This window comes from Sulfitobacter sp. JL08, from assembly GCF_003352045.1.
Classification (GTDB): Bacteria; Pseudomonadota; Alphaproteobacteria; order Rhodobacterales; family Rhodobacteraceae; genus JL08.
The window spans coordinates 1,028,875-1,047,761 of sequence record NZ_CP025815.1; the positions used below are offsets into that span (position 1 = coordinate 1,028,875).

The 18,887-nt window shown below is 58.0% G+C and carries 25 protein-coding genes and 1 pseudogene; 12 read left to right on the forward strand and 14 right to left on the reverse strand.

Translation table 11 applies throughout. The features are described from left to right. Positions 1-31: 31 nt before the first annotated feature. Complete coding sequence (locus C1J05_RS05205) at positions 32-1,408, forward strand: MATE family efflux transporter (protein ID WP_254684709.1); 1,377 nt, start codon at positions 32-34, stop codon at positions 1,406-1,408. A gap of 2 nt (positions 1,409-1,410) precedes the next feature. On the opposite strand, the gene C1J05_RS05210 is transcribed toward C1J05_RS05205, so the two are convergent. From C1J05_RS05210 to C1J05_RS05220, 3 genes are all read right to left on the reverse strand, one after another. After that, positions 1,411-2,079: a hypothetical protein gene (locus C1J05_RS05210; RefSeq protein WP_114869325.1), complete on the reverse strand. Its 669-nt coding sequence runs from the start codon at positions 2,077-2,079 to the stop codon at positions 1,411-1,413. A gap of 145 nt (positions 2,080-2,224) precedes the next feature. Next, positions 2,225-2,638, reverse strand: coding sequence for a hypothetical protein (locus tag C1J05_RS05215; protein WP_114872129.1), 414 nt, complete (start codon positions 2,636-2,638; stop codon positions 2,225-2,227). A 93-nt stretch (positions 2,639-2,731) separates the two neighbouring features. Continuing rightward, positions 2,732-3,934, reverse strand: a complete 1,203-nt coding sequence (locus tag C1J05_RS05220) for a pyridoxal phosphate-dependent aminotransferase (protein ID WP_114869326.1) — start codon at positions 3,932-3,934, stop codon at positions 2,732-2,734. Between the two features lie 93 nt (positions 3,935-4,027). Here C1J05_RS05220 and C1J05_RS05225 point away from each other — a divergent pair, with 93 nt between their 5' ends. From C1J05_RS05225 to C1J05_RS22230, 3 genes are all read left to right on the forward strand, one after another. Further along, entirely contained in the window at positions 4,028-4,426 is a 399-nt protein-coding gene (locus C1J05_RS05225; protein WP_114869327.1) for a helix-turn-helix domain-containing protein, read from the forward strand. Beyond that, positions 4,423-4,686, forward strand: coding sequence for a succinate dehydrogenase assembly factor 2 (locus tag C1J05_RS05230; protein ID WP_114869328.1), 264 nt, complete (start codon positions 4,423-4,425; stop codon positions 4,684-4,686). Before C1J05_RS05225 ends, C1J05_RS05230 begins: the two co-directional genes overlap by 4 nt. Before the next feature lie 83 nt (positions 4,687-4,769). Further along, positions 4,770-5,180 (forward strand): hypothetical protein, encoded by a 411-nt coding sequence (locus C1J05_RS22230; protein ID WP_254684710.1) that lies wholly within the window; start codon positions 4,770-4,772, stop codon positions 5,178-5,180. Positions 5,181-5,475: 295 nt separating this feature from the next. Here the strand turns inward: C1J05_RS22230 and C1J05_RS05240 are convergent, their stop codons facing one another. Further along, positions 5,476-6,096, reverse strand: a complete 621-nt coding sequence (locus tag C1J05_RS05240; protein WP_114869329.1) for a sulfotransferase family protein — start codon at positions 6,094-6,096, stop codon at positions 5,476-5,478. 537 nt (positions 6,097-6,633) lie between these two features. On the opposite strand from C1J05_RS05240, the gene C1J05_RS05245 reads away from it, so the two are divergent. The 3 genes and pseudogenes from C1J05_RS05245 to C1J05_RS05260 all read left to right on the forward strand — a co-directional run. Further along, positions 6,634-6,918, forward strand: a complete 285-nt coding sequence (locus C1J05_RS05245; RefSeq protein WP_162797923.1) for a hypothetical protein — start codon at positions 6,634-6,636, stop codon at positions 6,916-6,918. Between the two features lie 86 nt (positions 6,919-7,004). Further along, complete coding sequence (gene rpsU / locus C1J05_RS05250) at positions 7,005-7,205, forward strand: 30S ribosomal protein S21 (protein ID WP_114869331.1); 201 nt, start codon at positions 7,005-7,007, stop codon at positions 7,203-7,205. 443 nt (positions 7,206-7,648) lie between these two features. Beyond that, positions 7,649-7,870, forward strand: a pseudogene (locus C1J05_RS05260) (MarR family transcriptional regulator); the annotation flags it as partial. A gap of 50 nt (positions 7,871-7,920) precedes the next feature. Here the strand turns inward: C1J05_RS05260 and C1J05_RS05265 are convergent. The 5 genes from C1J05_RS05265 to C1J05_RS05285 form a co-directional block, all read right to left on the reverse strand. Continuing rightward, complete coding sequence (locus C1J05_RS05265; protein ID WP_114869333.1) at positions 7,921-8,631, reverse strand: DUF1194 domain-containing protein; 711 nt, start codon at positions 8,629-8,631, stop codon at positions 7,921-7,923. A gap of 6 nt (positions 8,632-8,637) precedes the next feature. Next, on the reverse strand, positions 8,638-9,321 hold the full coding sequence (locus C1J05_RS05270; protein ID WP_114869334.1) for a DUF1194 domain-containing protein: 684 nt from the start codon (positions 9,319-9,321) through the stop codon (positions 8,638-8,640). Positions 9,322-9,353: 32 nt separating this feature from the next. Further along, the gene (locus C1J05_RS05275) at positions 9,354-9,782 is read right to left on the reverse strand and encodes a VOC family protein (RefSeq protein WP_114869335.1); all 429 of its coding nucleotides are present in this window, start codon (positions 9,780-9,782) and stop codon (positions 9,354-9,356) included. A 68-nt stretch (positions 9,783-9,850) separates the two neighbouring features. Next, the gene (locus C1J05_RS05280) at positions 9,851-11,269 is read right to left on the reverse strand and encodes a tetratricopeptide repeat protein (RefSeq protein WP_114869336.1); all 1,419 of its coding nucleotides are present in this window, start codon (positions 11,267-11,269) and stop codon (positions 9,851-9,853) included. Next, on the reverse strand, positions 11,250-12,191 hold the full coding sequence (locus tag C1J05_RS05285) for a thymidylate synthase (RefSeq protein ID WP_162797924.1): 942 nt from the start codon (positions 12,189-12,191) through the stop codon (positions 11,250-11,252). Before C1J05_RS05285 ends, C1J05_RS05280 begins: the two co-directional genes overlap by 20 nt. Positions 12,192-12,389: 198 nt before the next feature. Here C1J05_RS05285 and thyX point away from each other — a divergent pair, with 198 nt between their 5' ends. Genes thyX through C1J05_RS05295 form a run of 3 tightly spaced genes read left to right on the forward strand, consistent with a single transcriptional unit; the run spans position 12,390 to position 14,499 of the window. After that, the gene (thyX, locus tag C1J05_RS05290; protein WP_114872131.1) at positions 12,390-13,298 is read left to right on the forward strand and encodes an FAD-dependent thymidylate synthase; all 909 of its coding nucleotides are present in this window, start codon (positions 12,390-12,392) and stop codon (positions 13,296-13,298) included. Next, positions 13,291-13,524, forward strand: a complete 234-nt coding sequence (locus C1J05_RS21325) for a hypothetical protein (protein ID WP_162797925.1) — start codon at positions 13,291-13,293, stop codon at positions 13,522-13,524. The genes thyX and C1J05_RS21325 overlap by 8 nt, the downstream gene beginning before the upstream one ends. Positions 13,525-13,539: 15 nt before the next feature. Beyond that, positions 13,540-14,499, forward strand: coding sequence for an IS5 family transposase (locus tag C1J05_RS05295; RefSeq protein ID WP_114868636.1), 960 nt, complete (start codon positions 13,540-13,542; stop codon positions 14,497-14,499). A 577-nt stretch (positions 14,500-15,076) separates the two neighbouring features. On the opposite strand, the gene C1J05_RS05300 is transcribed toward C1J05_RS05295, so the two are convergent. Beyond that, a complete protein-coding gene (locus C1J05_RS05300; protein ID WP_114869338.1) occupies positions 15,077-15,283 on the reverse strand; it encodes a cold-shock protein in 207 nt (68 codons plus the stop codon). A 201-nt stretch (positions 15,284-15,484) separates the two neighbouring features. On the opposite strand from C1J05_RS05300, the gene C1J05_RS05305 reads away from it, so the two are divergent. Together C1J05_RS05305 and C1J05_RS05310 are read left to right on the forward strand one after the other, a co-directional pair. Continuing rightward, the gene (locus C1J05_RS05305; RefSeq protein WP_114872132.1) at positions 15,485-15,802 is read left to right on the forward strand and encodes an ArsC/Spx/MgsR family protein; all 318 of its coding nucleotides are present in this window, start codon (positions 15,485-15,487) and stop codon (positions 15,800-15,802) included. A gap of 43 nt (positions 15,803-15,845) precedes the next feature. Next, complete coding sequence (locus C1J05_RS05310; RefSeq protein ID WP_114869339.1) at positions 15,846-16,214, forward strand: hypothetical protein; 369 nt, start codon at positions 15,846-15,848, stop codon at positions 16,212-16,214. On the opposite strand, the gene C1J05_RS05315 is transcribed toward C1J05_RS05310, so the two are convergent. The 4 genes from C1J05_RS05315 to C1J05_RS05330 form a co-directional block, all read right to left on the reverse strand. Beyond that, positions 16,211-16,765: a DoxX family protein gene (locus tag C1J05_RS05315; protein ID WP_114869340.1), complete on the reverse strand. Its 555-nt coding sequence runs from the start codon at positions 16,763-16,765 to the stop codon at positions 16,211-16,213. The genes C1J05_RS05310 and C1J05_RS05315 overlap by 4 nt on opposite strands. Continuing rightward, positions 16,762-17,520 carry an HvfC/BufC N-terminal domain-containing protein gene (locus C1J05_RS05320; RefSeq protein WP_114869341.1) on the reverse strand — a complete coding sequence of 253 codons (759 nt, stop codon included), beginning with the start codon at positions 17,518-17,520 and terminating at the stop codon, positions 16,762-16,764. The genes C1J05_RS05315 and C1J05_RS05320 overlap by 4 nt, the downstream gene beginning before the upstream one ends. Then, positions 17,517-18,374, reverse strand: a complete 858-nt coding sequence (gene bufB / locus C1J05_RS05325) for an MNIO family bufferin maturase (protein ID WP_114869342.1) — start codon at positions 18,372-18,374, stop codon at positions 17,517-17,519. Before bufB ends, C1J05_RS05320 begins: the two co-directional genes overlap by 4 nt. Positions 18,375-18,443: 69 nt before the next feature. After that, on the reverse strand, positions 18,444-18,746 hold the full coding sequence (locus C1J05_RS05330; RefSeq protein ID WP_114869343.1) for a BufA1 family periplasmic bufferin-type metallophore: 303 nt from the start codon (positions 18,744-18,746) through the stop codon (positions 18,444-18,446). Positions 18,747-18,887 lie beyond the last annotated feature (141 nt).

Below are 18,887 nucleotides of genomic sequence, written 5' to 3' on the forward strand. Positions count from 1 at the left end.
CGGGGCAGGCCAATCGGCCTAAGCGTTGGCCATGACGTCTCTATCCCATCATTCCACACCCAGGATGAGCTATGCCCTGCACACGCGCGCATTAAGCGTGCTTGGCCTGCCTTTGATCGGCGGCCATCTTGCGCAGTTCGCCATCGGGCTGACCGATACCGTGATGCTGGGCTGGTATGGGGCCACGGCCCTAGCGGCGGTGACCTTGGCGGGCAGCGTCTTTTTCACCCTGTTCATTATGGGGGGTGGATTTGCATGGGCCGTCATGCCGATGGTGGCCAGCTTTCACGCGGAGGGCGATGAAATCAGCCTGCGCCGTGCGACCCGCATGGGCATGTGGCTGTCGATGATCTTTGCCGCTTGCGCCCTGCCGGTTTTCTGGTGGTCTTCACCGATCTTGCAGGCGCTGGGGCAAGACCCGGAACTGGCGATGGCTGCGCAGGGGTATTTGCGTATCGCAGGCTGGGGGATCGTGCCGGCCCTGCTGGTGATGGTGATAAAATCCTATCTGGCCGCGCTGGAGCGGACACAGATCGTGCTGTGGATTTCGCTGCTGTCGGCCATTGCAAACGGTCTGGCCAATTATGCGCTGATCTTTGGCAACTGGGGCGCCCCTGAACTGGGTCTTCAGGGGGCTGCAATTGCGTCGGTGATCACGCAGATCATCGGGCTGGTCGGCGTTGTCTGGTATGCCGTGCGTGCCTTGCCCGATCATCACCTGTTCCAGCGCCTGTGGCGGCTTGATCCGGAAATGTTTTCCCGCGTCTTCAACCTCGGATGGCCGATCAGCCTGACCAGCCTTGCCGAAACCGGGCTGTTTGTGGCCAGCGCGCTGATGATGGGGTGGCTGGGTACAATACCGCTGGCGGCGCACGGCATCGCCATCACATTGGCCAGTGGCACCTTTATGGTGCATCTGGGGATCAGCAACGCGGCCACGATCCGTGCGGGCAATGCCTATGGCCGCCGCGATGTGGATCATATGGCCCGCGGCGGGCGCACTGCTATTGTCCTGTCCCTTGGCATGTCGGCGCTGACGGTTCTGGTGTTTCTGGCCATTCCGGAATTCCTGATCGACGGTTTTCTGGACGCGGGCGAACCGGCGCGGGATCAGATACTGGCCATCGGGGTCGGATTGTTGGCAATGGCGGCCCTGTTCCAATTGGTCGATGGCGCACAGGTGATCGCGCTGGGCCTGTTGCGCGGTGTGCAGGACACAAGGGTGCCGATGTTCATTGCGGCCTTCAGCTATTGGGGCATCGGAATGCCAAGCAGTTATGTTCTGGGCTTTGTCGCAGGGATGGGGGCAATCGGCGTCTGGCTGGGTCTTGTGATCGGGCTTGCCGTGGCGGCGGTGCTGCTGATGGTCCGGTTCTGGGGGCCCACAATGCACCGTTTGCGCGGTTGAATTCACGAATTGTGGATGATGATTTCCATCACGTCATCATAGGTCAACACGCGCGCGACCCGTTCGGCAATGCCCGATTTCAGATCATCCTGCCCGGCCGATTTCGGGCATGAAACCGGCGGCACCTTGATATCTTGATCATCGTGCACGCCGGACAACTGGCCCAGTGTTTCGGCCAGATGCGCGTCCTGCCATGACCCGGACACCAGATCCTCAAACCGAAGATGATGTTTGGTGGCCGAAGGTTCCGACGCAAAAAATGTCATCAGCCCAAGATAGCTGTCGATTTCGGTCTCGATCAGCCGGCGCTGTTTCAGGGGCGATAAAGCGGCAAAACGTCGGTGTTCTTGCAGCAGCTTGGATGCAATCGCAGCACTTGGTCGGCGCGTCAGAAAAAGAAATCCCAGCGGCGCATCCACATGCGCGCGGTGGAACATGATCTGGCTTGGACGATGCGATGTGTATCCAATGGGATCCTGATCGGTGATTTCGATCGGGTTCCGGCCCGCTTGCACCGCGCGGGCATGTATCGGCAAATCTTTTTTGCCGCTTTGGGGGCAGCCAATGGTCGGACGACCGGAAAATGTCTCAAGCAGGGTGCGGACAAGATTGCTGCCGCTGCGCGGATAAGAGGCGATGTGCCACGCCGGTTTCCTGAAGTCTGGCTGCACTCTTGCTGTCCTTGTCGCCGCCCCCGGCCAGATACAAAACAAAGCAAAAATGGCCCGGACGCAATGCCTGGATCGCGCGTGGCCGAAGGAAAGGCCGTTTTAAAGCGGGTTTCGGCCGCTCCTGCGCCGCAGATACCGACATAGACTAGTCGTCGGCATCCCCTTTCATCAACCGGTCGGCTTTCTTGCGCACCAGAACAGACCGCAGATCATGCATGGCCAGCAAAAGATCGTCTGTGACCGCCTCAAGCTGGTCGGGGCTGGCCTTGGACTGGGCCCATTGCGTTGTCAGGTTCATGTAGTCGACGGCGCGGTGGATATCATCAATGTCGCGATGCGCCAGAACCGCGGCGCGTTTTTCCATCCAGTCCCGGATTATGGCCAGATCTTCATCCGACAGGGTGCGATCCCCGTGCGGCTTTACCTCGCCGTTGCGGATATTGAGCACAGCGATCTGATCCATTTCGATGCGGCGCTGGCGGTTCTCGGTGTCGATACGAAACACGACAGCGCCGTTTTCGCGCACCCTGAAATAATAATCGGGCAACTCGCTTGCCATGATGCGGCCCCTGAACAGGTTGATGGTGGCGAACACCTAGCAGGTGGTCGCCCCTAGTTCCACATCAAGCTGGCCGACGGGTCAAGTTCGGCGTCAGGACAAACCTTTGCAAAAAGTCTGGATGCGGGTGCATGCTTCTTTCAGGGTGTCATCCGACGTGGCATAGCTGATCCGGAAATTCGGTGACAATCCGAATGCCGCACCGAACACCACGGCAACTCCGGCTTCTTCCAGCAACGCGGTGGCAAACGCTTCGTCGGTGTCGATCAGCGTTCCGGCGGCACTGGTCTTGCCGATCAGCCCGGCGATCGATGGATAGACGTAAAATGCCCCTTCCGGAACTGGGCAGGCGACCCCGTCAATTTCGCGCAGCATCGACACGACCAGATCGCGGCGGCGTTTGAAAACCGCGTTGTTGCTGTCGATGAAATCATGCGGGCCGTTCAGCGCCTCAACCGCGGCCCATTGCGAAATAGTGCAGGGGTTGGACGTGCTTTGCGACTGGATCTTGCGCATGGCCGCGATCAAATGTTCCGGCCCTGCTGCATATCCGATACGCCAGCCTGTCATGGCATAGGCCTTGGACACGCCGTTGCAGGTCAGCGTGCGGTCATAAAGGGCGGGTTCGACCTGGGCAGGGGTGCAGAATTCAAACCCGTCATAGGCCAGATGTTCATACATGTCATCGGTCATCACCCACACATGGGGATGGCGCAACAGCACGTCTGTCAGCGCCTTCAATTCCGCACGGCTATACCCGGCACCCGTCGGATTGGACGGGGAATTGAAGATGAACCATTTCGTTTTCGGGGTAATCGCGGCCTCGAGCGCGGCAGGCGACAGCTTGAAATCATCCTCAAGCGTGGCGGCGGCCACGACAGGCTCGCCCCCAGCCAGAAGCACCATATCGGGATAGCTGACCCAGTAGGGCGCGGGAATCACCACCTCGTCCCCCGGATTTAGGGTGGCCATCAGCGCATTATAAAGGATTTGTTTACCGCCTGTGCCCACACTCACCTGCGCGGGAACGTAGTCAAGCCCGTTGTCACGCTTCAATTTGGCGCAGATGGCCTGTTTAAGCTCGATAATTCCGTCAGGCGCTGTATACCGCGTCTTGCCCGCACGGATTGCGGCGATACCGGCCTCCGCGATGTTTTTCGGCGTGTCGAAATCGGGTTCGCCCGCGCCCAGCCCGATCACATCGTGGCCTGCGGCCTTGAGTTCCTGGGCTTTGGTGCTAACGGCGATTGTGGGCGACGGTTTGACACGTGACAGTGTCGCAGACAGGAAATCCATAGGGGCCTCGGTTCGGTTATGACGAACCCATGCTTAGGCGGCGCGTTGATCCCGATCAAGCGCTTAGAGTGATACGACGCAAAGGAGAGCAGAATGAGTGAAATGAACTCGAACTTTTACGGACCGGAATTTGCCACCTTTGGGGATCGTCTGGCCGCCGCGCGCGAAGCCGCAGGTATGGATCAGGCGCAAATGGCGAAACGACTGGGCGTAAAGCAGTCAACCATGCGCACATGGGAAGATGACATGGCCGAACCGCGCGCCAACCGTCTTTCGATGCTGGCGGGCATTCTGAACGTGTCGATGATGTGGCTGATCAACGGCGAAGGCGAAGGCCTGGACGGACCCGTCGAAACCGACACCATGCCCGAGGACATGCAGGACCTTCTGGTTGAACTGCGCGCGGTAAAATCCGAGATGACAAAATCCGCCGAACGGCTTGGCCGGTTGGAAAAGAAACTGCGCCGTTCCCTTTTGGAAAGCGCCGCGTGATCGAAACGCCCGAACACCGGCTCAAACGCCTGAAAATGCGGTCAATGCGGCGCGGGATCAAGGAAATGGATCTGATCCTGTCCGCATTTGCCGATGCCAACCTTGCCCATATGGACGAGGCGGGGCTGTCGCTTTTTGATGCGCTGCTGAACGAAAACGATCAGGACCTCTATCAATGGGTGACCGGGCAGGTAGCAACACCGGCCCCTTATGCGGCGTTGATGAACGATATCGCGCAAACTCTTCAAACCAGGGACTGATCCGTCAAGCCTGAACAGGCTTAACGGATTGTTGGGTTTTCTTCGTCAGGGTGGTGTTGCACTGCCTTGAGTCGGAGATAGGAATGAGTATGCAACAACAGCTTGGCATGACCCAGAACAAGGGTTTCATGGCCGGATACCTTGATGCGCTGGCGCTGGTGGAACGGCTTCACCGTCTGCTTCTTGATGTGGTGAAAGATGAATTCGAACGCGTCGGGGTACTGGAAATAAACGCGGTTCAGGCACTGCTGCTGTTCAATATCGGCGAAAACGAGGTGACGGCGGGCGAGCTGAAAAGCCGTGGTTACTATCAGGGCAGCAATGTCAGCTATAACCTCAAGATGTTTGTGACAAATAGCATTTATGTACACGTTACCAGCCAGATACCCCCAGCCACCCTTGAGTGTTTCGCGGGGTTTCTGAGGGGGCCACGGGGGAGTTGGCGGAAGGCTCACGTATATATACCCTCAGAGATTTTTGGGGCGAAATCCTAATGAGTAACCCGGGGTGCACTTATGGAAAACTCAAGGCTCAGCTATCCGTCTTAATTATGGGAGAGACCCGAGTATCTGTAAGAGTCAAAACCTTGCCTTCTAGGTAGATCAGCAGAAAGTTTCGATGTCCAAGCGTTGCGTTCGGCCCTTTGCTGCCGTTGACCACTGCCGTTCGATGCTGCATCTGCAGCCCACATTGCCGACATTCGCTGCGATCGCAAAATCAGCTCAGGGGCGAATTCACGCAATGCGGACCAAGCTGCCGCAGACGCGACCGGACAGACTGCTTTGCGGACTATCTCTGCAGTTCAATATTGTGCTTCTGAAAGTCTGTCGTGGCGTTTGTATGCGGATAGCTTTGATCCGGCACAGATACTCCGAGGAACTCACAGAGCGGCTCCCATCCTGAGCCCAGTTCATATACGAGAAGACGGTCCGCCGGGATCACTGACTTCACCTCGGCAACATGCGCCTCGAAGTCTTTTATTGCCCGTTCCTCGGTGTCGAAGCGGTCGGCGAGAAAGACATCCACGAACTCCTGGATTTGGCGCATATGTGGCGCCTCCGGCGGCATTTCGGTTTCGCGAAAAACTTTGATCGTTTTCGAGTAGGACGCATACCAGCCCTCCGGATCACGCACCGACAGGATTACCTTCGCGTTCGGGTAGTATTCAGCCGACTCGCGCCAAAGATGGGCGCCAGGCCAGTCGACCTGCGACCGATAGCCGTCGAACAACAGGTCGAGATCCAACGGCGACCCACCACAAAAATAATCATGCCATGGACCCGCTTTCTCCGGATTGTCCCGGATCTCATGCATGTGGTGGCAAGGTCCGAAGCCGAGAACCGCCAATGCTTCACGGAGGGAGTCCGTGCCAGTACGCCCGAAGCCGGCGCCAATAATTTCGAGGGCCATCAGATGAAATCCTTGCTGCGATGTGGAAGCTTTACCCGAACTACAGTGCGGCCCGAAGCAGTCTCTGGCAATACCCTACATGATGTAAGTCGCCCGGTGCCCACCGGTACTGGATATTCACGGCGTCAAGGAAAGGACCGCTCTGGGCTCCGCGCAGTCATCCGACTTTTTTGCTCAGATGCCTATTATTCGGGGTAAAGCTGGAGTTGGCGGTAGCGAAACGGCGATTTCAGGTCCGAATGTCAGCTTCTTCCTGGAGCAGCCATTCGCAAAAATTCGAGCAGCGTCTATTGTGCGGGACAAAGTGTGAATTCGCTGCAAGTGCGAAATTCCAACTGTTTTAGAAAGCCCACTGATATCTCGGGCGGATTCCGGACGTTCGTTGCGCCATGCGTGGAGGTCCGCACTGCGGACTTGGCGACCTTGGCAAAAAGCAGATGAAGCGTAGAAAACCCACAGGTTCTCAGATTTTGTTTGCCCGGATTGGAAAGACTGGTAACCTTCACCATTCAAACAGAAGCCAAGGAGCTCAAAAAGATGCCAGTTTTTAGACTTACCGAATTTACATCACGAGATATGAGCAAGATGGTCGAGTTCGCTGAAACTTTACGCGAAGAAGTGGCAGCTGCTGGCGCGGAATTTATTGATGTTATCTCAGTGGGCGATGGCAAAGGCATTGTTATCGCCAAATATGACACTCAAGCCAAGATGGAGGCTGCAACCGAAATCAACAAAGCCGCATTTGGAAAAATGATTGCGGCGGGAATTGTCGACGCAGAAAGCATCAGCGGGCAATCCGGTGAGATTACTTTCTCTTTCTAAGTTAGTGGCGGATGAAGCCAAAAAATTAGCTCGGCCAATTGCTGAAAATTACTGCAACTTCAAACTAGAAAGGTGGTGCAAATCTCATGCAAGTTAGCGTTCGTGACAACAATGTCGATCAGGCCCTCCGGGTTCTGAAAAAAAAGCTACAGAGGGAAGGCGTTTTCCGTGAAATGAAGCTCAAGCAACATTTCGAGAAGCCGTCCGAGAAAAACGCACGCCAGAAAGCTGAAGCTATCCGCCGTGCCCGTAAGTTGGCACGCAAAAAATTGGAACGCGAAGGATGATGCATTTCATTCCTCGATGCTGAACAAATGTACCCCTGTTGCCCGCTGACAGCAGGGGTTTTGCGTTTCTGTGGGCCATTTTTCAAATCGACGTCCTGAGATATCAAAGTCCGTAAACCGCCCCTTCGCCGCAACGGTCACTAACGGCGGCTGAAGGCGGCGTGGTTGTGCGGGTTACTTCCCTGATGAGTTCCAAATTAGTGGCCACTCAAGACCAAAGAAAACACCGGGAGCATAAATACTTGAATTCTCAGAATAATCGCGTGAACCAACCCCAGCGTATCCACGGCGTGCAGATAGACCCGCTCGACAGAACCAACGTCACCTTCGTGTAGAACGTCATGATGATTACTGTATGCATTCGCCAGACACGTATCCGTGGGCATATGAAAGCCTCCAAAGCAATCGTCATCTACCCTCCCTATATCCTCTCCTAAGTTACAAACGTCAAGAAACTGGTGGAAATGGACTATATGCACCACCAGCGATGCGAGATCGATCGCAGGTCGGTGCGCGTCAGGCTGACCCGCAAGGGGCGTGACATTCGCGATATTGTCGGGGCATTGTTTGCGCGACATGCAGACGGGCTTGAAACCAAAGGCGTGCTGGGCATTGATGGGATCGAAGAAATCACGATGTCCCTGAAACGGATGGAACGGTACTGAACGGATCAGATCCGCTACATTTACTAAATCTACAGGGCAGGGGGCAGGGCTTACCGGCTGGACAGGGCTAGACCCTGCAATTCGCGCAAAAGCTTGCGCACCATCGCGTCTTCAAAATCCTCGAACCCCAGCGCTGTCTGCACAAACGCATCCGGCCCGACGATCACATAGGCGCGAAAATAGGACGAGATTTCCGCAATATCGACCTGGCGCGCATCGCTGATCTTTGGCGCATCCGCGCCGATCACCAGCGCATTGATCGTGATGCCGCCACGCTGCAATCTGTCCGATACAGCGCGCGGGTGCGGCCCGATATTCGATTTGCCATCGCCCGAAATATCAAGTGTCCGTTTCCAGCAGGTCGATTGCTGGCGCAGCAGATCAGTGCCAAACAGCATCGTCTCGCCAAGTGATGTGCCCGGTGTGGACACGATGCGCTGCGTTAAACGCAACCGTGCGGCAATGCTGTCAATCTGGGCGTCACTTTCGATATATGTCCAGCCCAGTAACATGCGCTGATCCTGCGCGCCGCTCCATTCATAAATCGCCAGCGACACTGGTGCCGACGGCATCGCCAGCAAAGCGCCGCGCACATCGGGATGCGACAGTGCGCCCGCCAGTCCATCCAGTTGCAACCGGTATTCCCGGGCATCCACCGATCCCGAAACATCCAGCGCCAGCGCCAGTGCCTGCCGGCATTGTGCCACCGCCATCTGACCCCAAAACGCCAGAACAAAAGCGGCAAACACGATACGGCGCATCCCCGTTCACCCCGGAATGTCTGGCGCAGGCGCTGACAGATTGCCAATTGTCCGGGCAGAAACCTCGCGTTCCAGCTTGCGCCGCATGGCGTCCTTGTAATCTTCAAAACTGTGCGCCTGTTCCAGAAACGCCCCCGGACCACGCAGAACCTGATCCTGATAGAACCGGATCACGTCCTGCCCGTCCGACGTGTCCGGCGTGGCGATCACCAGACCATTCACGGTGACGCCCTCGAACGGGAACGCGCCATAGGCCGTATCGGGCATGAACCCTTCGTTGTTGACGCCATCCCCCGCCATATCCAGCGTGCGAAACAGGCAAGTCGGGCCGCGCCGCAGCAGGCCCGCGCCATATCCCAGCGCATAACCCATGGCGGTAGGAAATTCGATTTCGCTGCGATCAGACCGCTGGATCGCAAGGGCGATATCCTGCAGCGTTTCAGGGCCTGTCACCATCTGCCAGTCGACCAGCAGCGACTGATTGTACCGTCCGCTCCATTCAAAAACCGCTAGTGCCACCGGCAGGTCCGCGCCAAAAAACGCGGCCTGCACATCGGGCGAGATTAATGCGGCGGCCAGACCGCTGCGCTGCAAACGGTCTTCGGCCTCGTCCACCGATGACGACACATCAATCGCCAGAACAAGCGCCAGCCGACAATCTACAGCCTGCGCCGGCCCGCCCGCCATCATGGCGCAAACGGCGCCTTGCAAGAGGCGCCGTTTTACCAATGGCCGGTGTTTTCCATGCTGGCCCAGGGTTCGACCACTTCAAGCGCATCGCCGTTCTGCAACAATTCGACCGAAATGTTATCCGGCGAGCGTACAAAGGCCATACGCCCGTCGCGCGGTGGGCGGTTGATGGTTACGCCGTTGTCCATCAGGTGCTGACAGGTTTCAAAAATATTGTCGACACCGTAGGCCAGATGGCCGAAATGGCGGCTGTCGCTGGGCAAAGCGTCATCGCCATCCCAGTTATACGTCAGCTCAAGCGGGCATTCCTCTTGTCCCGGCGCTGCCATGAACACGTTGGTGAAACGCCCCTGTTCAGAGTCCCAGCGCCGCGTTTCCCGCAAACCCAGCAGTTCGTAAAACGCCATCGACGTTTCCAGATCCTTGACGCGGACCATGGTGTGCAAATATTTCAAACCCATAAAAAAACTCCTTCTGTTCGTGTTCAACCTAGCACAGCCCGCGCTGTGATCCAGCGCGATCCACGGTTTCAGAACTTGGAGCGGATACCCATCGACACCGACAGTTCGCGCGTATCAAAGCGGCTGACATTTGACCGGCTTTTGCCTGCCTGGAACCGCATGGTCGGGGCAAACCCGGCATAATCGATCCCGCGAAACAAAAGGGTTACATCTGCCAGCACGGATTCATCCTGCCGCCCGCCGGGGACCGAGATGAACCCGACATTGAACGCATCGTAATCGGAATACCCAAAGGTGATTCCGGCACTGACTTCGACTGGGCCAACCGGGTTGGCAAAACTATAGGCCGCCCGCAAGGCCGTTGTGTTGAAGTCGTTGTTTATATTTACGGAATTGACATCGCGCAGGGTCAGATCAACGCTGACGGCATCGCCATTTGCAAGCCGCTGGAAATACCGTGCGCCCAGCCCGTAGATGTCTGCATCCTGCGAGGCCGGATCAATCCGCGACCTGCTTTCATAAAGCCCGCTGACGGTAACGCCGCTTTGCGCATTCAACCGCCACCCGCGCAACGCAGTGACCCGTCCGAAATCATAAGATTCCCGCCCCCCCGACCAGAACCGGCCCGCCGCCGCCTCGACCGATCCGAATCCGTCAGAGCCTATCGCAAAATCGTGCCGTAACGAGGTTTCGGCATAGGTGCTGTCAAAATCATCATCCGAAGCCATCGGCGCCTGCGATCGTGCGTCATCGGATAATCGCACCTCTTTGATGTAAAGCCGCCCGCCCCATGTTGTCGTGCTTCTGCCGTCCCCGCGCAGGCGGTATCCGGTTGAAATATCCAGCGTCCCGATCACACCGCTCAGCGCTTGCGCATCCGGGCTTAGAATGCCGGTCGCGGGAACGCCGTCGATGATGTTAAGGCCGGTATCGGCCCCGTTGTTCACGTTGTCAGATGGGCGCAGACCCACCCCGATCTGGAATGACCAAGGGTTCAGCGCGCGCACCTGTGCGTATTCACGTCCGATCTGGCTCTCTATCTCCTCGGTCGGGGCGTGCTGAACGGCGCGCCGCATCCAGATTTGTGTCAGCGTCGGGCGCCCTTCGGCATAGGACAGTTGCGCCGCCAGTTGCGCGGCTTCGAACTTGCGCCCGGGATTTTGGGTATAGCGATAGGCCTGCGATGCCGCCTTGCGGCCCTCGCGCAGGTTTCGTTTCTGCGAATAGGCCACGGCCATCACGAAATGCGCGAAAGCATCGTTCGGGTCGGCTTGCAACAACCCGCCAGCCACTTGCAACGCAATGTCGGGATCACCGGCCTTGAGCGCCTGTTCGGCAACGATACGGGCCTGATCCAGCGACAGGGTGACGGTTTGCGCTGTGTCCTGCGCCGCAAGCGGCGGCGTCAGGACGACAGAAAAACAAGCGGCAATCAGGTAGACAGCGTTCCGAATGGCCTGCGCAGGTTTACGGACAGGCCGGATCATCGCCAGGCTTGCCACACTGGATCAGGACAAAGACACCGCGTTCGCGTTCGGTGCCGTTGGCGATGCCTGCATCGTCAAAAAACTGGTCCAGAGAAATGACGCCGCCCACGGCCGCCGCGTCTGTGCCACCGAACACGCCGCCGAATGCACCGATGCTGCGGCTCGGATCTCCGTCATATTCGACATTGCCCAGAAACGTGCCATCGGCCGCGATGTTGCCTTCGACCAGTACGATTGTCGGCAGGGCGGTTGCCGTATCAACCAATGTGCGGCCCGACACGTTGCCGTTCACCGAATCGTCGGTGAAATCAACGTTCAGGAAAATCTGACCGGTGGTGCGGGCCGATTGTGCCGGAAGGTCTGACAGCACCGCGCCAACGGGCGGGGGCAAAAGGTTCGGGCCACCGGGTGCTTCAAGGTTGGTCACGCCCGCATAATTACCGGCGTAAGTTACAAGGCCGGATGGCGATGCCACCCCACCGGGGGGATCATAGGCGCCGGTGCGCTGATAAAACGCCCCCGAAAAGAAGCGGTTGAACTGTCCGCCATCGGAGACGGCGCCAGCTTTGACAGAGGTGCCGGGATCGGTGCTTTCCGCGACAAGGGCGGTAAAATGCCGGTTCGCCCAATCTTGCTGGTAGGTGAAGGCCTGATAGTTCCCGATATCAAGCCCGGGCGTACGCACATAAGGGGCGATAAGCGTCCCGGCATCCAGCGACGTCAGTTCAAGCTGCAAAGTGCCGTCTGCGGGATTGTAAATTGCCGATTGCAGGTTGCCGGCCAAAACTTCGGGAATGCCGTTCGTGCTGTCGTCGGGAATTTCACCCGGCGCACCGCTTCCGGGTGGCGGGGTATCAAACGGGTTGCCGTCGCCACAGGCTGCCAGCGCCGCCAAAAGTGCCACACTCATCCAAACGCGCATGATCTGCCCCTAATCCGTTTTTTGACTTTGGGGCAGATTCCATTGGGGCGCTGCAAAAGTCAACGCTGTTGCAGTGTAATAAGAAATCAGCGTGGCCGATAAATTACCATCATATTGCGGTTCACGCAGGGGCAACAGCTATATACAGTAGGGCGCAAATAGATTCTGTAACAGAACCTGCGGATCAGGAGAATGAAGATGTCGCTAAGCCCCGAACAACAGGCCGAGATTGATGCCCAGCGCAGTGCGCCCACGCCAACCCTGCGCACCGTCGCACCGGGAATCGAGGCGCATTTGTACAGCGCAAATCCGGTTCTGGATCACGGGTTTGTCCGTGTAATCGATTACATGGGCGATGATGCCGCGATCTGTCAGGCGGCGCGGGTCAGCTATGGCAAGGGCACCAAATCGGTGCAGAACGATGCCGGACTGATCCGCTATCTGATGCGCCACTGGCACTCCACTCCGTTCGAGATGTGCGAGATCAAGTTGCACGTGAAACTGCCGGTGTTCGTTGCGCGCCAGTGGATCCGCCACCGCACCGCCAACGTGAACGAATATTCCGCGCGCTATTCCATTCTGGATCGCGAGTTTTACATCCCCGCGCCTGAACATATCAACGCGCAGTCGGTGGTGAACAATCAGGGCCGCGGTGCCGTGCTGCAAGGGGAAGAGGCCGCGCGCGTTCTGGAAATCCTCAAGGCGGACAGCACCCGCGCCTATGACAATTACGAGGCGATGATTTCACAGGACGGACAGGACGGGCTGGCGCGCGAATTGGCCCGCATGAACCTGCCCGCCAACATCTACACGCAATGGTACTGGAAGGTCGATCTTCACAACCTGTTCCATTTCCTGCGCCTGCGCGCAGATGCCCACGCGCAATACGAAATCCGTGTCTATGCCGATGCGATCTGCAACGTGGTCGCCGACTGGGTGCCCGCCGCCTACGGTGCCTTCGAAGACTACCGCATGGGCGGCGCACAGCTAAGCGCGACCGCGCTGGACTGTGTAAAGCGGATGCTGAAGGGCGAGACGGTGACGCAGGAAAACTCCGGCATGAGCAAAGGGGAATGGCGGGAGTTTGAGGGGGTTATTGGTGGGTGACGAAAACAACTCCTCCTTGGCTGGTCAGTGGCTTGGCAAAAGCAATGGTGATCCAAGTGCTGAGGTGTTGTTGGATGTCGATGCCGAAGACGGCGCCGCTTCAGGCATAGCTTACTTGTTCCCAGACGGTGATTTAATCCCATCCTCCTTAGCGCGCATTCGAACTGAAGGAATCTCTGAAGAACTTCCCCATTTTGGCTTGATTTGGTATGGTTTCTGCGGATGAGAGAGGAGCCCGCCGATGCCCAAACAGCCTGCCATTCCCGGCCTTGGTGATGCGGTGAAGAAGAAGGTGACGCGCCGCGAGAAGTTCCTGTCGGAGATGGATGCGGTGGTGCCTTGGGGTCGTCTGTTGGCGCTGATCGAGCCGCACTATCCGAAGGTTGGGTCAAAGGGTGGTCGGCCACCGATGCCACTGGAGACGATGCTGCGAGTGTATTTCCTTCAGAGCTGGTACGCGCTGAGCGATCCGATGGCCGAAGAGAGCCTGTATGACAGCGAGGCCATGCGCCGGTTTGCCGGTATCGAGCTTGGCGATGACCGCATCCCCGACGAAACAACGATCCTGAACTTCCGGCACCTGCTGGAGAAGCATCAGCTGACCGAGAAGCTGTTTGCCGAGGTGAATGCCTATCTTGCCGACAAGGGCGTCACGCTGCGCTCTGGCACGTTGGTGGATGCGACGATCATCGATGCGCCGTCCTCGACCAAGAATGAAGCCAAGGCCCGCGATCCCGAGATGTCATCCACCAAGAAGGGTAATGACTGGTACTTCGGCATGAAGGCCCATGTTGGCGTCGATGCAGACAGCGGCATCGTCCACAGCCTGGAGACCACCACTGCCAAGACCCACGATAGCCAGGTCTGGGACGAACTGCTGCACGGCAACGAAACATCCGTCTGGGCGGACAAGGGCTACGTGCATTCCGAACGAGAGGCGGCCTTCACCAAGGATGCAGGCCGGTTCTGGGGCGTGATGCGCAAGGCACCCAAAGGTGGCGAACTGGATCCGCTCGACGTGCAGATCAACCGGATCATCGCAAAGGTCCGGGCCAAGGTTGAGCACCCGTTCCGGATCCTGAAGCGCCAGTTCGGCCACGTGAAGACGCGCTACCGTGGGCTGGCCAAGAACCGGGCGCATCTGTTCACGCTCTTCGCCCTCGGCAACCTGTTCATGACCCGGAGAAAGCTGGCAGCATGAGGCAGAGTCTGCCCAAAAACGCCGAAACCGCCACTCAGGCGGCCGAAACAGCGGGAAAATCGCTGGAAATGGGACGTCTGACGCCCCAAACTACCTTCAAGCCGGCACGGCGGCGAAGCCGAAGGCGTTGATCAGACTTTCCCTAAGGGCAATTGATTTGCCCGTTTCAGAAGCAGAGAAAGCTCTAAATGATTTGAGATTAATGGGCATAACCAAGGCGACTCTATTTCCTGGAATTGAGAGCATTTGCGAAGAATTGAGGAACCTGTATTTTTCTTAACGCTCACGACTACAATTGAAATTTGTTGCCCAATCTCCGATTGGGCAGCGCCCGAACCGCCCCCGTCGTGCCGAAGGCACGCCTGCGGCGTGATGCGGGCGCTTACGCCCATCCCTCGGTTCGGGCGCGGCGCACTATTTAGAACGCAAACCCAATGCGCACACCTCAATTACATCACCGCCACACCGCAGCGCAGCAGTCACACCCCTTGTTCATGAAATCATCCGGCGACACTTCACCTGTGCCCGGCCCCCAGTATCCAGAGGCCGGCCCGATCCTGTCGCCGTTTTGGAAAGGTCAGAGCGGTTTGATATCGGCGGCCATCTGCCGTCCGTCACGCCCGTCTTCCAGCTCGTAGCTGACCTTTTGATTGTCCGCCAGTCCGGTCAGTCCGGACCGCTCCACAGCCGAAATGTGCACAAACACATCCTTGCCGCCATCTTCGGGTTCGATAAATCCGAACCCTTTTGTTGTATTAAACCACTTCACGGTGCCTGTTGGCATCACGTGTCTCCTTCTTCCCTTAACGCCCGCACCATCACCCGATGCAGGCAAACTAAGTGGCGGGCACGCGCCGCACCGCAACCGGCAGGTCGTTACCACATCCACGGCCTGAATGATTACACGGTAATTATAAAAATCAAGCGAAACGGGATGCAATCGCCCGCCGTGCTGCTATTTTGGGCACCAGATAACGGGGGCGTGATGATACTCTACGGGCTGAAAAACTGTGATACCTGCCGCAAGGCATTGAAAGAATTGCCAAATGCCGATTTTGTCGATGTCCGCGCCGATGGCGTGCCCGCCGATGTGATGGCCCGCGCGCATGAGCAATTTGGTGCCGCTTTGCTGAACACGCGTTCCACCACATGGCGCGCGCTGGATGAGGATACGCGCCAAACCCCGCCGCTGGCATTGCTGGCCGCCCACCCCGCGCTGATGAAACGCCCGCTGATCGTGGCGGGGGACGCGATGTATCTGGGCTGGGGGCCTGATGTGCGCGCCGCCCTTGGGATTGCGTGACCGCGCCCTTATGTAAGGCACCCGAAACAGACACGAGGCCCCGATGCGCAACGCAGCTTTGACCCTTGGCATTATCGCCGGACTGACCGGTATGATCGTCGGATTTTTCAGTTTCGGCTATATCGAAGCCATCGAAAAATACGGTGAAATCGAAGGTTTGGCCGAACAGGTCTCCAATGTCGGGCTGGTGCAGGTGGTGGCGATCCTGTCGCCGATGCTGGCGATTGCCGGCGGCGCAATGGCACGCGCCCGCGCACTGGCGGGCGGGCTGTTGATGGGCCTGTCAGCAGTGGGAATGTACGCCGCTTTCGGCTTTAACGTGTTCACGATGTTCCCCATCGCCTTTGCCGGCCTAGGCGCGGTTCTGGGCATCGCCGCGGGCCAGCCCGACGAACCCAAGGCGCATTTCTAGGCGGCGTCTTTTGGTGACACTGCGCGATCCACCGAAATCGGACCTGCACCTTTGACCACAAGGATCAGCAGCAGCATGATCCAGAACGCCCGCTGGTCCATGATCATGCCATCTGGAAACCGGTCAAACCACGCGCCCAGCGTTTCGGGATGATCAATGCCGCCATGGCCGTAAAGATCGGTCAGTGATTGCACCACGATAAACCCGATCATGCCAAGCGCCGAAAGCCGTGTCAGCAACCCGATCACGATCAGCGCGGGCAGGATGAATTCGGCCCAGGTGCCGGCCACAACCACCGCCCAGTGAAAGAAACCGAACGCGTCGGTGTCATATCCCACCGCTTCGAAGGCGCGGGGAAAGATTTGCGCATAGGCCCCGGTTGACGGCTGGAACAGGCCCATGAACCCATCGCCCAGCTTGGTCAGGCCCGAGACCCAGAAATACATCAGCAGCGTGGCGGCAAAAACGAACCGGGCCAGCGTGGGCAACAGCCAGTCGGCCCTGTCCAGCCTGCCGAAAATCGCAGTGTGCAAAGAAATAAGCGCGTTCATGGGATGTCCTTTGAAATAATATCTGTCATGGCATTGCCCTGCACCAGCAGCCCAAGTGCCGTGCCAAGATCAAAATTCGGGTTTTCCTTCAGGGCGATATCATGCGCCGCCCCGAACGTATGGTCTGATAGCGCGGCAATCCACGCGGCGCCGCCTGGGGGCAGAAGATGGGGCGCGGGATCAAATTCGGGCCGTGTGATCAGAACATCCTGCGCACCTGCCTGCGGTTTCGGTGCGTTTTCTTCTGTGTTGTAGCGCCAGATATCAAATATCGGCCAGTCCGAGCGTACCAGACGCACCGCCGGGGCCAGCCGGATTTGCGCTGCCATCAGGGTTTCGGGCGAGATGGTTTGTAACATGGCGGGATCAACCGGCTGCGCATCCGCCGCGTGATAGGACGCGCGCAACGCCAGTTCCAGCCGCGCCACATCCGCCAGATATCCCAGATGCGATAAAGCGGCGAACTCTGCCAGAAAATCGGGAAAATCCTGCCCATACTGCATCATCAGGGGCGATTGTGGCGGATGCGCGCGCAGATAGATCGCGGCGATACCGTCAAAGTTCTGTGGCCCCAGCAATTTCGCGATCACCGGAAACCCTTTGGCCAGCGCTTCGCCCAGCGACACGGCAATATTGTTGCGATAGACGTTATAGCGGCGCCCGGCGGGGCGGTTCTGCCCGTCTGTCAGGCCGTCCGGCACAGGGTGCGCGCCGTCCAGCAAGGCGGCGTGAAACGCTGTCTGGTCGGGGATCATGCCGGCAGCTTTTCAAGCGCGGCCTGCGCCCTTGCCGCTTCGGCACGCAACACCGGCCAGTCGGGCACGTCATTGTCCCATTCCACCAGCACGGGGCGCGGGCCTGCGCGGTCCAGCGTATAGTCCAGCAACGCCCATACCGGATCGGCGATCGGTGCGCCGTGGCTGTCGATCAGCAACGGTGCGCCGTGATCATCCATGTCTTCGTCATGCCCGCCCAAATGGATTTCGCCAACCTGATCCAGCGGAAACCCGTCGATATAGGCGCGCGCGTCCAGTTCCAGATTGGTGGCCGAAACAAATACGTTGTTCACGTCCAGCAACAACCCGCACCCGGTGCGCGCCGCAAGTTCGCGCAGGAAGTCGGTTTCCGACCATGTCGATGCCTTGAACGCCAGATAGCTTGACGGGTTTTCCAGCAGCATCCGTCGCCCCAGAACGTCCTGCACCTGATCAATGTGGGATGCGACGCGGGCCAGCGTGTCGTTGCTATAGGGCAGGGGCAGCAGATCGTTCAGGAAATGGCTGTCATGGGTGGACCATGCCAGATGTTCGGAAAAGCTGGCCGGATTAAGCCAGCCCACCAGATGTTTGAGCCGGGCAAGATGGTCCTGATCCAAAGGCCCTTCGCCGCCGATGCTAAGCCCGACGCCATGTACGGACATGGCAAACCGCTCTGAAAGGTGTTTAAGTTGCGCAATCGGACGACCGCCGTCGCCCATGTAATTTTCGGCGTGCACTTCAAGCCAGCGCACATGGCCCGGATCATCCTGAATTTCGCTGAAATGCTGCGGCTTGTAGCCGATGCCCGGCGCAGCCGGCAGGCGGTCAAATCGCGATGCGGTGTCCAGCATGTTCAGGCCTTTCTTGCGTGGGGCAAGGCACCAGCTGCCTTACCCCGCTTTTTGTGATTGTACCTGATCTTAGGCCGGCAGGTCACGCTCCAGCGCTTCCAGCGATCCTTTGCGCGGTGTGCCGTCGGCTTGCGCAGGCAATTCCAGTTCGGTGCATGTGCCAGCTTCGACCAGCGACCACGCGTTGCCCTGATAATCGACAACAGATGACCCGGCGCAGGTTGTGCCAGGTCCGGCGGCACAGTCGTTTTTGCCTGCTAGCGACACGCCAAAGCATTTTTCCTTGGATGCGGCAGACACGGTTGTTGCTGTCGATGCCAGTGCTGTGGCAACGGCGCCTGCGACGGCCAGAGATTTGAAAGCTGTAGACATTTTGCAGTTCCTTCTGTTGTTGGACTAAGCGAAGTGTTCGCCATTACTTGTTGTGAAACATTGATATCCGGCCACGGCATCGGTTTCCACTCACGAGGCTGTGTCTCACGTGCGTGTTAAAGAGTGTGACAAGTCCTGACA

Bases quoted from the DNA above. Each gene is read 5' to 3' on its own strand.
- C1J05_RS05220 (WP_114869326.1), bottom strand. From the start codon at position 3,934: ATGGATTTCCTGTCTGCGACACTGTCACGTGTCAAACCGTCGCCCACA.
- C1J05_RS05280 (WP_114869336.1), bottom strand. From the start codon at position 11,269: ATGATCCGGCCTGTCCGTAAACCTGCGCAGGCCATTCGGAACGCTGTC.
- bufB (WP_114869342.1), bottom strand. From the start codon at position 18,374: ATGCTGGACACCGCATCGCGATTTGACCGCCTGCCGGCTGCGCCGGGC.
- C1J05_RS05205 (WP_254684709.1), top strand. From the start codon at position 32: ATGACGTCTCTATCCCATCATTCCACACCCAGGATGAGCTATGCCCTG.
- C1J05_RS05295 (WP_114868636.1), top strand. From the start codon at position 13,540: ATGCCCAAACAGCCTGCCATTCCCGGCCTTGGTGATGCGGTGAAGAAG.
- C1J05_RS05275 (WP_114869335.1), bottom strand. From the start codon at position 9,782: ATGGGTTTGAAATATTTGCACACCATGGTCCGCGTCAAGGATCTGGAA.
- C1J05_RS22230 (WP_254684710.1), top strand. From the start codon at position 4,770: ATGAGTATGCAACAACAGCTTGGCATGACCCAGAACAAGGGTTTCATG.
- C1J05_RS05225 (WP_114869327.1), top strand. From the start codon at position 4,028: ATGAGTGAAATGAACTCGAACTTTTACGGACCGGAATTTGCCACCTTT.
- C1J05_RS05305 (WP_114872132.1), top strand. From the start codon at position 15,485: ATGATACTCTACGGGCTGAAAAACTGTGATACCTGCCGCAAGGCATTG.
- C1J05_RS05300 (WP_114869338.1), bottom strand. From the start codon at position 15,283: ATGCCAACAGGCACCGTGAAGTGGTTTAATACAACAAAAGGGTTCGGA.
- C1J05_RS05320 (WP_114869341.1), bottom strand. From the start codon at position 17,520: ATGATCCCCGACCAGACAGCGTTTCACGCCGCCTTGCTGGACGGCGCG.
- C1J05_RS05245 (WP_162797923.1), top strand. From the start codon at position 6,634: ATGCCAGTTTTTAGACTTACCGAATTTACATCACGAGATATGAGCAAG.
- C1J05_RS05315 (WP_114869340.1), bottom strand. From the start codon at position 16,765: ATGAACGCGCTTATTTCTTTGCACACTGCGATTTTCGGCAGGCTGGAC.
- C1J05_RS05310 (WP_114869339.1), top strand. From the start codon at position 15,846: ATGCGCAACGCAGCTTTGACCCTTGGCATTATCGCCGGACTGACCGGT.
- rpsU (WP_114869331.1), top strand. From the start codon at position 7,005: ATGCAAGTTAGCGTTCGTGACAACAATGTCGATCAGGCCCTCCGGGTT.
- C1J05_RS05285 (WP_162797924.1), bottom strand. From the start codon at position 12,191: ATGCGCGTTTGGATGAGTGTGGCACTTTTGGCGGCGCTGGCAGCCTGT.
- C1J05_RS05265 (WP_114869333.1), bottom strand. From the start codon at position 8,631: ATGCGCCGTATCGTGTTTGCCGCTTTTGTTCTGGCGTTTTGGGGTCAG.
- thyX (WP_114872131.1), top strand. From the start codon at position 12,390: ATGTCGCTAAGCCCCGAACAACAGGCCGAGATTGATGCCCAGCGCAGT.
- C1J05_RS05330 (WP_114869343.1), bottom strand. From the start codon at position 18,746: ATGTCTACAGCTTTCAAATCTCTGGCCGTCGCAGGCGCCGTTGCCACA.
- C1J05_RS05270 (WP_114869334.1), bottom strand. From the start codon at position 9,321: ATGATGGCGGGCGGGCCGGCGCAGGCTGTAGATTGTCGGCTGGCGCTT.
- C1J05_RS05215 (WP_114872129.1), bottom strand. From the start codon at position 2,638: ATGGCAAGCGAGTTGCCCGATTATTATTTCAGGGTGCGCGAAAACGGC.
- C1J05_RS05240 (WP_114869329.1), bottom strand. From the start codon at position 6,096: ATGGCCCTCGAAATTATTGGCGCCGGCTTCGGGCGTACTGGCACGGAC.